Here is a 14,601-nt window from a genome sequence, read left to right on the forward strand (position 1 = left end):
CCTCCCCAATGCTTCCTCTCGCTTCTATCGTTTTTCCCCGTTTCCTCCCTAGCCCCGGCTCTGATCGGATTTCATAAACCTGGCCCTTTTCTGATTGGGGTAATGGATCATCCTTAAACCCAAAAATGTGAAATCTCAAAAACAACTTCAAGAGTGACATTTCCTTGTATTTTAGCTAAAATTTCCCTCATATCTGTTACTCCGTGCAGTTTACGGGAATCGAAGGGCTAAGTTTCACTTACCTGGAGGGCAAGCCCGTGTATACACATGTCTCAAAAATTATGACTGAAAGCCAGCATGAGGTGCAGTTTTACGATCATGATGCCTTTCTCATAGAAATATTGGGGCGTCACGTGGAAGAAGGTTTGGCATTGGGAGAGTCGGTGCTGCTTCTTACCACTCCACCTCACCGCGAGGCCCTTGTCAATCGTCTGAACGGCCATCGTTTGGTAGACCGGTATATGGAGTTCGATGCGGCTGACACCTTGTCACAATTTATGGTGAATGATTGGCCCGATTCTGCAAAGTTCCAGGCCGTCATGGGTCAGTTGCTTCGACAAGCCACCGAAAATGGGAGTGGACGTGTTCGGGTATTTGGTGAAATGGTGGCCATTCTCTGGGAAAGGGGAGAAGCAGCGGCCGCATTGCATTTAGAATCACTGTGGAATCAGCTTGCAGCCCTACATTCCTTCTCACTCTTATGTGCCTATCCAATCCGTGGCTTTTCCAGCCACACCCACACTCATACCTTTCAGAATATCTGCAGTGCGCATTCGGTGGTCAGGCCAGCTGAGAATGCCATCGTTCCCGGGCCGGGTGACCATATGCAGGCCGATACAACTCTTGCCACTTTACAACAAAAAGCCGTTGCTCTGGAAAGTGAGGTGAGGCGTCGGGAGGAACTTCAACGAACACTTCTGCAACGGGAGGAAGAACTTGCTGATTTTCTGGAGAATGCTGTGGAATGTGTGCATCAGGTCGGCCAGGATGGAAAGATTTTGTGGGCGAATAAAGCCGAACTGACAATGCTTGGCTATGAGGCACATGAATATTTTGGTCATAGTATTACAGAATTCCATGTGGATGAACCTATAATAAACGATATTTTGCAGCGGTTATTACGAGGTGAAACCTTGTGCGATTACCCTTCTAAGCTTCGCTGTAAGGACGGGTCGGTCAAAGATGTGTTGATCCATTCGAATGTCCGCTGGGAAAACGGGGCATTCCGCTATACGCGGTGCTTTACGAGGGATATCACGGAACGGAAACGGATCGAGCAGGAACTCGATCAACGGGTGGAAGAGCGGACCCGGGAGCTCGTGGAATCACAACAGAAGCTTCGTGCCTTAGCCGCCCAACTCAGTCTTGCTGAACGGCGAGTACGGAATGAGATTGCCACTGAACTCCATGATTACCTGGCGCAAATGTTGATCGTGACCCGTCTCAAATTGGTCCAGGCCACACAGGAAACTGAAGAGCATACGAAAATTCGACAGGTATTGAAAGAAGCGGATGACGTCTTACATGAATCCATTCTTTATACGCGCTCCTTGATGGCCGAACTCAGTCCTCCAATCCTCGAGTTCGGGTTACCCATGGGGCTGCGTTGGCTGGCTGAGAAATTCCAATCCTATCAGCTTATTGTAGAAACCCATATCCCGGACGGCCTAGTTTTACATCTTTCCGAAAGTCAAATCGGCTTGATTTTTCAATCCGTTCGAGAACTGCTCATGAATGTGGTGAAGCATGCCCAGACAGATCGGGCTCAAATTTATCTCCGTCTTCAGGACCATATGCTGTCTCTTGAAGTTGTAGATCAAGGGAGAGGATGTGATCAGGCAACCACCCTGACCCCGAATGCCCCACCACTTAATTTAGAGAAATTTGGCTTATTCAGCATTCGTGAACGAATGGAGGCACTGGGTGGACGGTTTGAATTCCATTCCTCTCTCGATCAGGGGACGCGGGCGAGCCTCCTGCTTCCTCTGGAACCTGTCCAAGAAAATCATTGCTCCGGTGAGGGCACTTCCACGTTTGTGGCGGCAGTCAGTGATCGTACCAAGAGCATAGATATGGTGCGGGTGCTGCTGGTCGAAGATCACGCGGTGGTGCGGGAAGGATTACGGGGTGTGCTGGAAACGTATCCGGATATTGAGGTCGTGGCCGAAGCGGAGGATGGTGAAGCAGCCGTCGCGCAGGCCATAGCGTATGAGCCCGATGTCGTGATCATGGATATTAACATGCCAAAACTGGATGGTATTGAAGCCACGAGGCAAATTAAAGCTCGCTTTCCCAAGACCACCGTGATTGGGTTGTCAGTTCATCAAGCTAATCAAGTGGAGCCGGCGCTCCTGGAGGCCGGCGGTTCGGCCTATGTCACGAAGGAATCTGCCGCGGCCTGTCTGTATAAGGCCATTCAGAACGCCATACGATAAGACGATGAGTGTAAAGTTCATCACCATGGGGTGCGGTCCAAACCCTCTTTCCTCCCTTACCTGACATCGGATTTTATTTCATTAAAAAAAATCATTTGTCCGCAATGAGAGCCACGAATGGCTTGTCCTCAAGACCATGCAGTTCACTTCCACTAGGCAATTCTGGCATGGGGAATACAGACCCATCCACCTCATCGCGGCCTGTTCCACCGTCACACTGTATGCAATCGTCAGTGGATGTTTAGTGGCATTGAGGCGAGTGGAGCACGTAAGCGAACATTGCCTGCCTTCAGGAAAGGAAATGTTGGGCCATGCTGCCATTTTTTCCTCAAAAACGGGCAATTGGTTAAAATGCAAGGGATGAGACAGCTTAATCATGGCTACATGTATATCCCGGCGGAGGAGGGATACTTCATGCTGTGGTGAGTATGGAGCAATCCCGCTACAATCCCTGAGGTGAATTTCTTTTACATTATTCTGGTCTGGACTCATCTGATTGCAGCAACCTTCTGGATTGGAGGGATGCTGTTCCTCTCCCTTGTCGCAGTGCCCCTCATGAGACAGGACTCCGACCCTCTTACCGCTCAACGCGGATTTATAAGCCTTGCTCGTCGATTCAGAACGCTCGTATGGAGCGCCCTATTCATTCTAGTGGTGACGGGATCGGTCCTTCTTGGAAATGTCATCAATTTCCAGGCTCCGCTTACCTCCTGGCCACCTGTTGTCTTCACGAAATTGATACTGGTGTTCCTGTTAGCGGTGGTTTCCTTCAGTCACGACCGGATAATGGCACAAAAAGTACGCACCCTGAAGAGCATGGCTGCTTCAGAACTATCAGCTGGCGAAAAGCTCCTGCTCCGATTATCCCCGCTGCTTGGCCGACTGACCCTGTTGTTAGGGTTGGGAGTGCTTTTGTCTGCCGTCATCATGGTGAGATCCTGAGGATAACGATCTGAAATCCGGGAATGGAATAAAAAAAAGGGAGAGGTCACAAGACCTCTCCCTTATTATCAGACGTTTAGAGTGATCGTTAGAATCGGCTGCGCCGTTTTCCTCCAAAATCTCCTCCGCCTCCGCCACTGCCACCGAATCCACCACGGCCTCCTCCGCCGCCACCGGTTCGTGGAGCTTGGGGTTTGGCCTCGTTCACCGTCAATGTGCGGCCACCAAACTCGGTAGAGTTCAATGCTGCAATTGCGGCCTGTGCTTCCTCTCCGGTAGACATTTCAACAAATCCGAACCCGCGCGATTGGCCGGTGAATTTGTCGCTAATGACGTTAGCTGATTCGACGGTGCCGTGTGCCGAAAACAGGTCGGTTAATTCTGCTTGAGTCGCTGAATACGGCAACCCACCTACATACAATTTTGAACCCATGGGGTTCCTCCTTTTAAAAAGATGATATTGTCTGATGCTCGAGAAGGGTAAAACATTTGGAAGGGGTAGGCCACGGACGCTGTTTCCACGCCACTCAGGTCAGACACTTCCGAGTTATTCTCTCGGGCTAAACAACACCGGTTACGGGCTTGAGTGATTGAACTCTCAAAGCTAAGCCCAGGGCGATGAGTTAAAAAATCGTAGCACACAAGGGAAGTAAAAGATAGTAGCGGAAAAATGGCACTTTTACCTATGAGTAGATCGGATGGTGTTATCCGGAATGGATCGCATAACCGGGATGCTTCACGGTTGTACGGTTCCGCCGGTGACGCGTTCCAGTTCGGTCAGGGCAATCGAGAGATCGAATTTGGCCTGCGCGTAATCTACCTGTGTTTGCCGCAAGACCCGTTGAGCATCCAGCACATCCAACAGACTGGCTTCTCCGTATTTAAAGCTGACTTGGGCGATACGGAGTGCCTCTTGTGCCTGCTTGAGCAGGCCTTTTTCGTAAGTGGCAATTTGTGCGGCCGCGGCTTGAGAAAGTTGGATCTGCTGGGCGATGCCTTTGAGAAGGTCCTGCTTGGCCCGAAGGAGGCTCGCTTCTCGTTGCCGCAAGGCGCCTTTGGCTTGGGCAATGTCCCCCTGTCGTTGATTCCAGACCGGAAAAGGAATGGAGACCCCAGCGATATAGGCTTCCCGGCCTGCGTCTCGTTGGTAACCTCCACTCAGCGTCACATCGGGCACGCGGGCCTGTTGCTCCTGACGGTGGGTGTGCTGCGCTTGTGCTATCAGTTTTTTCCATTTAGTAATGATGGGATGGTTCGCCAGAGTCTGCTCCGAGAGTGTTTCGAGCTGTAAGACTCCAGGCCAGACGGCGAAATCGCCCTGAATGGAGAAATCAAGCCCCAATGCCCCGGCAGTGAGGCTATTTAGTGAGGCTTGGATAGACTGGACGACACCCCTGGTTCGGGCGACCTCTTTTTGAACTTTCATGCTCTCTACCTTGACTTTCACGGCATCAAAAGGGGGTGCTTCACCGGCATCGACGCGACGAATCACGGCTTTTTGGACTTCTTCCATCGTCCGAACATTTTGGATGGCCGTCTCCGTTTGACGTTCGGCGAATAAAAGGTCATAGAAAGCCTGTTTGGTTGCAGCAATCAAATTCAGTTTGGCTTCTTCTTTTGAGGCCAGGGCTCCGTCCAATCCTGCCTGGGCTGCCTGTTTGCGTGCCGCCCGTTTTCCCGGCCATTCGATGGGCTGATAGAGGGTGGCATACCGTTCAGTGAGTGTAATGCCGGTAGGATCTTTGACGGTTCCACGTCCACTCTGTATCCATAGCGTGGGGTTGGGATAAGCGGAGGCAGAGATTTTGTCTCCTTCCCTTTGTTCGATGACGCCCTCACTTTCGCTCATAAGGGGATTTTTCTCTAAGGCCATGCCCAGAATATCTTGCAGGCTATAGGTCGGGGCCGCAGCCTGGGGTGTGGTGTCAGTCGCTGCCAACACGGGTTGCCAGCAAAGACCGTATAGCATAATGAGGCAAATGATCTGTTTGAACCACATGACATGTTCCCTTCTTGTGACAACACCATCCTGCTCAGGTTGAGGTGGTGCTGGTGTGAGACTGATGGGGTAAGGCTGGTTGTTTGTTGGAACGGCAGACGGTGCCGTACAGCGCTGGAATAATAAATAGGGTCAAGGCCGTGGATGTGATCAAACCGCCGATCACGACTGTGGCCAAAGGCCGTTGGACCTCGGCTCCCATACTGGTGGCGACGGCCATCGGTAAAAACCCAAGACTGGCGACGAGGGCGGTCATCAAGACAGGGCGAAGTCGATCCATGGCTCCCTGTGCCACAGCGTCCCGGGTCGGAAGCCCTCCGGTTTCCAGTCTTTGGATACGGCTTACCAATACAACACCGTTTAAGACCGCAATCCCGAAGAGGGCCACACAACCGATGACCGCCGAGATACTCAACGGAAGGCCTCGAATCCAAAGAGCAAAAATACCGCCCGACAGAGCAAGGGGCACATTCAAAAATATGAGGAAGGCCGGACGAATTGTTCCAAAAATCACCGAAAGAATGGCGATGATAAGCAGTAAGGTGATCGGCACCACGACGGCCAGTCGGCGTGACGCTTCTTCGAGATGTTTAAATTGTCCGCCCCATTCAAGGTAGTATCCCTGCGGGAGCGTCACGTGCTCTCTGATCGTCTGTTGGGCTTCGGTGACGAAGGAACCCAAATCCCGACCACGGATATTGGCTTCGACGACCAGCCGGCGTTGAATATCTTGTCGACTGACTTGCGCAGGCCCTTCATCGACGCTGATGGTGGCTACGCGGGACAACGGAACCAGTTCCCCATGCGGGGTGGGGATCAGGAGATTGCCAAGCGCCACCGGCCCGGCCGAGGCATTGTCTGAGAGGCGGACAATCAGATCAAAACGGCGTTGTCCCTGAAAGACGGTTCCGACCGTCTGGCCCACTCGTGCCGTTTCAATGATGGTTAACACGTCTTTGGCGGTCAACCCGTATCGCCCGATTTGATCACGGTCCACGATCACCCGAATCCTGGGGACGCCGGTCACTTGTTCCACTTTCACATCGGCAGCGCCTGGCACCTGTTCGAGTGAACGTGCCACCAAATCTCCTTGATGGCGTAAGACCTCCAGATCCTCCCCGAAGATTTTGATAGCGAGGTCGGAACGGGTGCCGGCAATGAGTTCATTGAATCGCATCTCAATCGGTTGCGTAAAGCTCAGACCAACCCCGGGAACCGCTTCAAGAACAACCGATTTGAATGCGTCGATCAACGCTTCTTTGGAGGTGGCCGTGGTCCATTGGTCTTGCGGCTTGAGGACAACAAAGACATCAGATAGTTCAATGCCCATCACGTCCGTGGCCACTTCCGGACTTCCCGTTCTGGTCACCACCTGGACGACTTCGGGAAATTTTCGCAATGCCCGTTCTACCTCCAAGGCCGTTTGCACTGATTCGGTCATGGAGACGCTGGGGAGGCGCCACACTTGAATGGCCATATCGCCTTCTTCTAATCGGGGAACAAATTCGATCCCTAAACGCGATCCGATCACGAGGCTGAGGGCAAACAGCACGATGCCTGGAATCACGACCCATGCCGGCCGGTTCAAAGACAGGTCTAACCAGGGTTGATACAGTCGCCGGGCATGTTGAATGAGCCAGGTTTCTTCATGATTCGGCCTGGCGCGTGCGAACCAATAGGCCAGTACGGGCACGCCTCCTACCGCAAAGAGGAGTGAAGCGGCCAGGGCAAAAATGACGGTCATAGCCATGGGCCGAAACATTTTGCCTTCCAACCCAACCAAGGACAAAATGGGAAGATACACGACGATGATAATGCCGACCGCAAACACAATGGGTCTTAACACTTCCCGTGCCGCACTCTGAATCGTTGCCAGTTTGTCCTCCTTCGACTGGCCGGTGACGTTCCCGAGCTTTCGCAGAATATTATCGATCATGACGACCGATCCATCCACCAGCAGTCCGAAGTCAATCGCCCCCAGGCTCATCAGATTTCCGGAGATGCCGGCGTGATACATGCCGGTAAAAGCCATCAGCATGGAAAGAGGTATGGCCAACGCCACAATCAATCCGGCCCGAACGTCTCCTAGAAACGAAAAGAGAATCGCGATGACCAGCAGACCCCCTTCGAGTAAATTATTTGTGACGGTGTTGATGACTTTTGAAACAAAAAGGGTCCGGTCATAATAGGGTTCAATCAGGACACCCGGTGGAAGCGTCGCTTGAATCTCCTGGATCCGTTCCTTCACCCGTTCGACGACCTGCTGAGCATTGGCGCCTGCCAGCATTTGCACCATCCCGATGACCGTTTCTCCCTCCCCCATCCGCGTGGCCGCGCCTATCCGCAAGGCGGCGCCTTCTTTGACTTCTCCAATATCCCGGACGAAAATGGGCACACCACCCGGACCATGACTCACGACGATTTGTTCTAAATCGGCAAGCGTCGAAGCCAGGGCCTCCCCTTTGATGAGATAGAGTTCCCGCTCATGTTCTATGTAACCGCCGCCAGCGAGGGCATTGTTTTGTTCGAGTGCTTCAAACACCGTCTGTAATGTAAGATTGAATGCCAGGAGTTTGCTGGGGTCGACGACCACTTGAAATTGTTTGGTCTCTCCGCCCCAAATATTGACTTCTACCACGCCGGGAACGGTCCGGATTCGCCTGCCGATATCCCATTCCAGAAGCGTTCTCAAGAACATGGGACTGTGTCCTTCTCCTCTGAGTGTGAATTGGTAGACTTCACCCAGGCCGGTTGATAGCGGACCTATCATTGGGCGCCCATAGACGGCGGGAATGCGTTCAGTCGCTAACGCCAGACGCTCGTTGACGAGTTGCCGGACAAAATAGAGATCAAGGTGTTCCTCAAAAATTGCGGTCACGGCGGAGAGTCCATACCGTGAAACCGAACGCACTTCCTGCAATCCCGGTATCCCGTTTAGCGCGGTTTCAATAGGAAACGTGATGAATTGTTCCACCTCAATCGGCCCGAGCGCGGGGGAACGGGTGAGGATCTGCACCTGGACGGGGGTGAGATCTGGAACGGCGTCGATCGTGAGATTGGTCAGGGACCATACTCCGGAGGCGATCACCAGAAGAAGGGCAACGAGGGTAAAAAACCGATACCGAAGCGAGAGGGTAAGAAGACGCTCCATTAACAGGGCTCAATAGTGTGAAAAGGGAAAGGTGAAATGTTCAGAGGGATGCTTTTCACAACCAACTTTTTACTTCTCACGTCCTACTCCCCCTCGATGGAGGGTTTCATAATGGCGTTTTTCAGGTCGAAGACACCTTCGGTGACCACGTGTTCTCCTAACTTCAAGCCCCGTTTGATTTCCACAAGTCCCCCGCCTTCCTGGCCGGTTTCGACAAACACGAAATCGTATCCGTTGTCCCGTTGAACGAACACGCCGCGCACCCCCTCTACCATCGTCAAGGCCGACAGAGGAATGGATAAGACGGGCTGTTGTTGATCGATCAGCCGCACGTCCACATATTCATTGGGCTTTAGCCGGCCTTTTGAATTCTCAACGTCGAATCGCACGCGGATGGTGCGGGTGGTGGCATCTGCGACCGGAGCAATATAGGTGAGTCGGGCGGTGATGGCCTCTCCACCACGGGGAAGGACCTCCCCTTGATCGCCTTCCTTGAAACGACGGGCATGTTCGATTGGCAGATTGGCAAACACCCACACCTGACTGGTATCCACAATTTCAAAGAACTCGTCTCCTGCCGCTACGCCCTGGCCCAGCACGATTTTTTGATTCACGACGGTTCCACTAAGAGGGGCCCGGAGCAAATATTTGTGGCCCTCCAAATGGCTCCCATGCTCCATTTGTTGGAGTTCCTGTGGGCTGAGCCCCATATTCAGGAGCTTTTCCCGGACGTGTTGATAGACCGCCTGGGCTTCAATCTGGTGACCACGGTCTTCCAGAAACCGACGTTGAGAAATAATGTTTTCAGCCAGGAGTTGTTTGGTTCGCTTAAAATTGCTGGAGGCCACATCCAATTTGGATTTGGCCACCAGGTATTCCTGGACTAATTCATCCAATTGAAGGCTTTCGACGGCCGCGAGCGGCTGATCCTTTTTCACCCGATCCCCCAATTGCACCATCACCTTATCCACTTGTCCGGGGATGCGGGAGGAAACCTTTGCCACGTGGGAGAGATCAAGGGCGACATGACCCGGCGCCGAAACTGAATGCGGGGTCAGGCGTTCTTTCACTTCTTCAATTCGGATTCGTTGACGCGCTTGTTCAGGGACATGGTCCGCGTGAAGGGGTTGTCCCGGAGAGGGAGAGAGATCGGGGGAGGAAGCCGTCACGTCTGTGTCCGGTAGACTGCCAGTTGGTGGCTGGGTGTCGGAGCATCCCATCGTGAACAGCCCGATAAAACCAAACACAAGCAGACATCTCCAGTGTCTATGATTCAGATTCTTCATGAATGACCCATGTGGACAAAAAATTTCCTACAATAAAATACTATCATGGTGCTCATGTGAGTCGTGGTTCTTCCCAGGTTGGGAGTGTGACCGTGAATATGGTGCCCTTTCCTACTTGACTCTGTGCATGAATAGTTCCTCCGTGGGCTTCGATAATTTCCTTGACGATCGCCAACCCCAGTCCTGTTCCTCCTGATTGGCGATCCCGTGCCTGTTCAATTCGATAGAATCGCCCGAAAAGGTGAGGAAGATGTTGGGAATTAATTCCCGGCCCGGTGTCCTCCACAGATAACCGGATCGATCTATCCTGAGACCGGACCCGAACAGTGATGGTTCCCTCTGACGGTGTATGCCGGAGCGCATTATCCAGGAGATTGATCAGGGCTTGTTTGAGCTGTGAAGCATCTCCCATGAGAGGAGGAACAGGCTCAAACTCGGTCTGCAGATGGATACCGCCTTCATGAGCTAACACCGACAACTCGCTCACGATTTCTTTAACAAGAGGCTGGAGGGCAAGGGTTTGCAAGACGAGTGGGGGGCGATCGCCGGCGAATTGTGCCAGGGTGAGGAGGGATTTGGTCATGGCGGTGAGTCGGTCGACTTCAGCCAGGTTGGAGAGGATGGTCTCCCGGTATTCCTCTGCCGACCGTGCCCGTTGCAAGCTGACCTCAAAATTGCCTTTCATCGCCGTTAACGGGGTTTTCAGTTCATGGGCCGCATCGGCCACAAAGCGACGTTGTCCTTCGAAGACCTGCTGCAAGCGGTCCAACATGCCGTTAAAGGTGTGGGCCAGGCGTTGAAATTCGGCGTAGGGCGAGCTGAGTGTGAGGCGTGTGGAAAGCGTCTGCCCGGACACGGTTTCCGCTGTCTGACTCAATGCCTTGACGGGTGACAGGGCTTCATCGGCCAAACGTCCGCTTCCCCATAAAGCAAACAGGAGGGAAATCGCGGAGGTGCCACAAAGTAGCCACGCCAACCACTGAAGGGTTTCCTGAACAAATTGCAAGGATTTTTCCGTTTGTAAAATGAATCGCCCGTGATCTTCGATGATGAGAGGAATTGAGATACGGCGAATGGGCGGATGATCCGGCTTGTGAAAGGTTTCAAAAACCGTTTCTCCATTGAGGACCTGCATAATCAGTTGGGATGTTACAGGAAGACGGTTCTCTGTGCTCTGCCCACTCCAGAGAATACGGCCGGCGGAATCCAGAATAGCGCTATAGCGGATAGCCTGCTGTAACTCATCTTCGTCATCAAATTCTTCTAATTCTTCTTCATGTTTCCGGTGGGAAGACACACGAACATGGTCGGTCGCCAGGTCCACGCGGAGGCTTTCCTCCTTTGCGAGTGCAACCAATTCTCCATCGATATGGCGGTGTAAAATTGTGGATAGTCCCAGGTACAGGATCAGGCTGAAGAGGCCTAGGAGGATCACAATAAAACCTAAGGACACACGACGTATGCGGGTGCGAAAGGCCTGCATGATTTAGGCCTCCGGGATTTTTAAGACATAGCCGATCCCCCGCACCGTATGGATCAACTGTGGAGAAAAGTCCCGATCCATTTTGCTGCGCAAGGTTTTAATGTGCACATCCACAATATTGGTGACGGACTCGTAGTGAATGTCCCACACGTGTTCGGTAATGGCCGTTCGGGTCAAAACCCGTCCCACATTTCTCATAAGATATTCCAATAGTGAATATTCTTTATTGGTCAGAGTGATGGTTTGGCCTGCCCGTGAAACACGGTGGGTCACCGGATCCAGCTCCAGGTCCGCGATCGTGAGGCGAGGTGTGGGGAGGCCACTGCCACGACGGAGAAGCGCCCTCAGACGTGCCAATAATTCGGCAAAGGCAAACGGTTTCGTCAAATAATCATCTGCGCCTGTATCCAGGCCGTTCACTCGATCTTCAACAGCCTCCCGTGCGGTCAAAAGAAGAATCGGGGTCGCGTGGCGTTTCGCTCGAAGCCGGCGGCAGACGTCAATGCCGTTCATTTTGGGGAGCATAATATCCAGAATGATCACGTCATAGTGCGTCGTCTCGGCCATGGCCAATCCCATTTCACCGTCGGTGGCGAGATCCACAGCATATTGCTCTTCCCGCAAGCCTTTCACGATAAATCCGGACACACTTGAATCATCTTCCACTAAGAGAATACGCATGGGTTTCCCACTGAAAATAAAAATCGGCAGGGTTGTATGTTCTTCGGCACATTATAGAAGGACTTTCGTAAATCCCAAAGTCACGAAGGCAGGTATCTGGTGCGCCCCAATCATCGATTCGGCAATTCCGGCCTGTTCAGCAGCTTCCTCTGCCCGATTGTCAGCCATAGCGGCAGCCACCCCTCCGAAAAGACCGGGAATAAGAAGCCATAAAAACGCGCCGTTACGAAAGTTCTCATGATTTGAAACTGGCTCCTGCGGCATCAAATAGCGCACTGGTAAAGAGCAAGGCGATGGGGAAATGAACTAACATGGGATGTCATCGTAACTCAAACATGATTTCTCCTGTGTGTCGTCAGTGTGGGGAAACGAGAGAAGGCCCCATGCCCTCTTGCGCACGGGGCCTTTGCCGTTCTCTTAGGATTTTCCAGAATCCTGGTGAGAAACGCCCTTCTCGTGCCTTTCCTCGTCCTCAAGTTCAGAGCTCAGAATTTTCCCCGACTGGGCGTCAATCTCAAACTCCCTGATCTCTCCGGCGGCATTGACGATCTCGACCTCATATATTACCTTCCCGTCTTCACTTTCCATCTCGGCTTCAAGCAGCTTACCTGGAAATTGAGTCGTCGCAGTGTTGATAGCTTCTTCCATGGTGACCGACGTGGTCAGGTTGGCCACGGCCGCTTTGTCTTTGCCATCATGACTCATGGCCAATCCAACCGAACTCAATAACAACGCTAAGGTGCCCAATAAACTGAATGCGTGTAACGGCTTCATGAGACATCCTCCTTAGTGAAAAATTAAAGAAAGCAACCGGCTGTTCATGAATACAGCATAGACTGTCTACATGAAGACGATATGAAGCGGACATGAAAGATTCTTCATCTCGAGAGGATAACATGAGCCAAGATAGGCGCTGGTCAGCGCACGCGGAAGGGCGGAAAGGTCGCTATTGGGAGGGGAAAATGCGGTGTCGGTTAAATCCGAAGGTGCGCGCCAATATGGCGGCAAGGAAAAGCCGGTCTAGACATTGAACTTGAAATGGCAGACGTCGCCGTCTTTGACGACGTATTCTTTCCCTTCCGAGCGGATCAGGCCCTTCTCACGCAGAGCGGCTTCCGACTTGTATTTGTCGATGTCCTCGAAGGCGTAAATGTCGGCCTTGATAAAGCCCTTCTCAAAATCGGTGTGGATGACGCCGGCGGCCTGTGGCGCTTTGGCTCCGATGGGAATGGTCCAGGCTCGAACCTCCTGCACTCCGGAGGTGAGGAACGAGCAGAGCCCGAGTGTTTTATACGCGGCGACGACGACCTTTTCCAAGCCGCTCTGCTCCATGCCCAAATCTTTCATGAAAATTTCCCGGTCTTCGCCGGACAACTGGGCGATTTCGCTTTCGAGTTTGCCACAGATCACGACCGATTCCGAGCCGCGCTCCTTCGCGAATGCCTGAAAATCGGCAAGGATGGCCGGATCCGGATTTTCATCGGTATTCCCGACATAGAGTACGGGCTGTGTGGTGAGCAGGAAAAAATTCTTGAGGATTTCCGGCTCGAGGCCCAGGGCTCGCGCGGGTTTACCCGCTTCGAGACCGTTCTTCAGAATATCGAGCACCACAAGGGCCTCTTTCGAAGCCTTATCTCCTGACCTCGCCTTGGCCGTGACCTTGTCGTACTGTTTGGTGAGACTGTCGAGGTCCGCAAGCATTAATTCAGTTTCAATCACCTCGATATCACGACGATAGTCCACGCCGCCCATGGTGTGCACCACGTCGGGATCCTGAAAGAGTCGCACCATGTGAAGGATGGCGTCGACTTCCCGAATATTCGCAAGGAATTTATTTCCCAGCCCTTCGCCCTGAGAGGCGCCTTTTACCAGACCGGCGATATCGACGAAACGGCAGGAGGTTGGCACGGTTTTCTTGGGTTTGACCAACTCGGTCAGGCGCCCAAGACGCGCGTCAGGAACGGCCACGACACCGACGTTGGGCTCGATAGTCGTAAACGGATAGTTCGATGCGGCCGCGTTGCCAGAGGTCAACGCGTTAAAAATCGTAGATTTGCCGACGTTGGGTAGACCGACGATGCCAATTTCCATAGGAGATGCAAGGTATCAAATTAAAAGCCTGCAGGTCCTTGAGCCAAAAGGCCTATACGTATGCGCTCGGGCTCTCGTCGTAAAATTTCTCGAAAGGTGAATAATTTTTCTGCCGTTTCTCCGTACCCTACCTGTAAATTGAAACAGAAAACTGTATACCGATCGATTCAGGCATGAAGGAAGCGGCATGTGCCGTTGATTTCAGAATAGCAAGTTTTGAATGTGATCACTCCACTGTATTCGAAAGGATAACGGTGCGTATCGATTTTTGAAAATCCACTTCAGGTCATTTGTCCAGAGATCCAGGGGACGGCCTGGCCGTAGGAAGACCGTATGGACAATGCATCTTGCAATCAGAACAAGCATGGTAAGGGGCTTGTGCAGAGAGGGGATGGAGGTTTTTTAATAAAGGGTAAGCCAATCAACTGTTGCCGTGAAGGTTTGGCCATGACGGTTTCAGCCAACTCCGGATTCGAACAAAGTGTCCCTCGAAACGGGTAGTTCTTGAAATTGGTGAGGAGAGGAGGAACGGC

General features: G+C 52.4%; 11 protein-coding genes. 2 read left to right on the plus strand and 9 right to left on the minus strand.

Features of this window, described 5'->3' with window-relative positions:
• The first annotated feature begins 257 nt into the window (after positions 1 to 257).
• Together PQG83_RS20580 and PQG83_RS20585 are read left to right on the plus strand one after the other, a co-directional pair.
• On the plus strand, positions 258 to 2,435 hold the full coding sequence (locus PQG83_RS20580; protein WP_312745152.1) for a response regulator: 2,178 nt from the start codon (positions 258 to 260) through the stop codon (positions 2,433 to 2,435).
• Positions 2,436 to 2,957: 522 nt separating this feature from the next.
• On the plus strand, positions 2,958 to 3,377 hold the full coding sequence (locus tag PQG83_RS20585; RefSeq protein ID WP_312745153.1) for a hypothetical protein: 420 nt from the start codon (positions 2,958 to 2,960) through the stop codon (positions 3,375 to 3,377).
• Between the two features lie 88 nt (positions 3,378 to 3,465).
• On the opposite strand, the gene rbp is transcribed toward PQG83_RS20585, so the two are convergent.
• The 9 genes from rbp to ychF all read right to left on the minus strand — a co-directional run bounded on the left by rbp (position 3,466) and on the right by ychF (position 14,068).
• Positions 3,466 to 3,810 carry an RNA-binding regulator gene (gene rbp / locus PQG83_RS20590; protein WP_312646836.1) on the minus strand — a complete coding sequence of 115 codons (345 nt, stop codon included), beginning with the start codon at positions 3,808 to 3,810 and terminating at the stop codon, positions 3,466 to 3,468.
• A 303-nt stretch (positions 3,811 to 4,113) separates the two neighbouring features.
• Positions 4,114 to 5,376 carry a TolC family protein gene (locus tag PQG83_RS20595; RefSeq protein ID WP_312745155.1) on the minus strand — a complete coding sequence of 421 codons (1,263 nt, stop codon included), beginning with the start codon at positions 5,374 to 5,376 and terminating at the stop codon, positions 4,114 to 4,116.
• 34 nt (positions 5,377 to 5,410) lie between these two features.
• Positions 5,411 to 8,527, minus strand: coding sequence for an efflux RND transporter permease subunit (locus PQG83_RS20600; protein ID WP_312745157.1), 3,117 nt, complete (start codon positions 8,525 to 8,527; stop codon positions 5,411 to 5,413).
• 83 nt (positions 8,528 to 8,610) lie between these two features.
• Positions 8,611 to 9,813, minus strand: coding sequence for an efflux RND transporter periplasmic adaptor subunit (locus PQG83_RS20605; RefSeq protein ID WP_312745159.1), 1,203 nt, complete (start codon positions 9,811 to 9,813; stop codon positions 8,611 to 8,613).
• 52 nt (positions 9,814 to 9,865) lie between these two features.
• Positions 9,866 to 11,296: a sensor histidine kinase gene (locus PQG83_RS20610; RefSeq protein WP_312745161.1), complete on the minus strand. Its 1,431-nt coding sequence runs from the start codon at positions 11,294 to 11,296 to the stop codon at positions 9,866 to 9,868.
• A gap of 3 nt (positions 11,297 to 11,299) precedes the next feature.
• Positions 11,300 to 11,977 (minus strand): heavy metal response regulator transcription factor, encoded by a 678-nt coding sequence (locus tag PQG83_RS20615; RefSeq protein WP_312745164.1) that lies wholly within the window; start codon positions 11,975 to 11,977, stop codon positions 11,300 to 11,302.
• Between the two features lie 235 nt (positions 11,978 to 12,212).
• Positions 12,213 to 12,290, minus strand: a complete 78-nt coding sequence (locus PQG83_RS21120; protein WP_376753617.1) for a hypothetical protein — start codon at positions 12,288 to 12,290, stop codon at positions 12,213 to 12,215.
• Between the two features lie 104 nt (positions 12,291 to 12,394).
• Positions 12,395 to 12,751 carry a PepSY domain-containing protein gene (locus tag PQG83_RS20620; protein ID WP_312745166.1) on the minus strand — a complete coding sequence of 119 codons (357 nt, stop codon included), beginning with the start codon at positions 12,749 to 12,751 and terminating at the stop codon, positions 12,395 to 12,397.
• Positions 12,752 to 12,997: 246 nt separating this feature from the next.
• The gene (gene ychF / locus PQG83_RS20625) at positions 12,998 to 14,068 is read right to left on the minus strand and encodes a redox-regulated ATPase YchF (protein WP_312745167.1); all 1,071 of its coding nucleotides are present in this window, start codon (positions 14,066 to 14,068) and stop codon (positions 12,998 to 13,000) included.
• Positions 14,069 to 14,601 lie beyond the last annotated feature (533 nt).

This window comes from Candidatus Nitrospira neomarina (assembly GCF_032051675.1).
GTDB classification, from domain to species: Bacteria; Nitrospirota; Nitrospiria; order Nitrospirales; family UBA8639; genus Nitrospira_E; species Nitrospira_E neomarina.

Coding starts and splice junctions, on each gene's coding strand:
- PQG83_RS20585 (WP_312745153.1), top strand. CDS start 2,958: ATGCTGTTCCTCTCCCTTGTCGCAGTGCCCCTCATGAGACAGGACTCC.
- rbp (WP_312646836.1), bottom strand. CDS start 3,810: ATGGGTTCAAAATTGTATGTAGGTGGGTTGCCGTATTCAGCGACTCAA.
- PQG83_RS20595 (WP_312745155.1), bottom strand. CDS start 5,376: ATGTGGTTCAAACAGATCATTTGCCTCATTATGCTATACGGTCTTTGC.
- PQG83_RS20600 (WP_312745157.1), bottom strand. CDS start 8,527: ATGGAGCGTCTTCTTACCCTCTCGCTTCGGTATCGGTTTTTTACCCTC.
- PQG83_RS20605 (WP_312745159.1), bottom strand. CDS start 9,813: ATGAAGAATCTGAATCATAGACACTGGAGATGTCTGCTTGTGTTTGGT.
- PQG83_RS20610 (WP_312745161.1), bottom strand. CDS start 11,296: ATGCAGGCCTTTCGCACCCGCATACGTCGTGTGTCCTTAGGTTTTATT.
- PQG83_RS20615 (WP_312745164.1), bottom strand. CDS start 11,977: ATGCGTATTCTCTTAGTGGAAGATGATTCAAGTGTGTCCGGATTTATC.
- PQG83_RS21120 (WP_376753617.1), bottom strand. CDS start 12,290: ATGTTAGTTCATTTCCCCATCGCCTTGCTCTTTACCAGTGCGCTATTT.
- PQG83_RS20620 (WP_312745166.1), bottom strand. CDS start 12,751: ATGAAGCCGTTACACGCATTCAGTTTATTGGGCACCTTAGCGTTGTTA.
- ychF (WP_312745167.1), bottom strand. CDS start 14,068: ATGGAAATTGGCATCGTCGGTCTACCCAACGTCGGCAAATCTACGATT.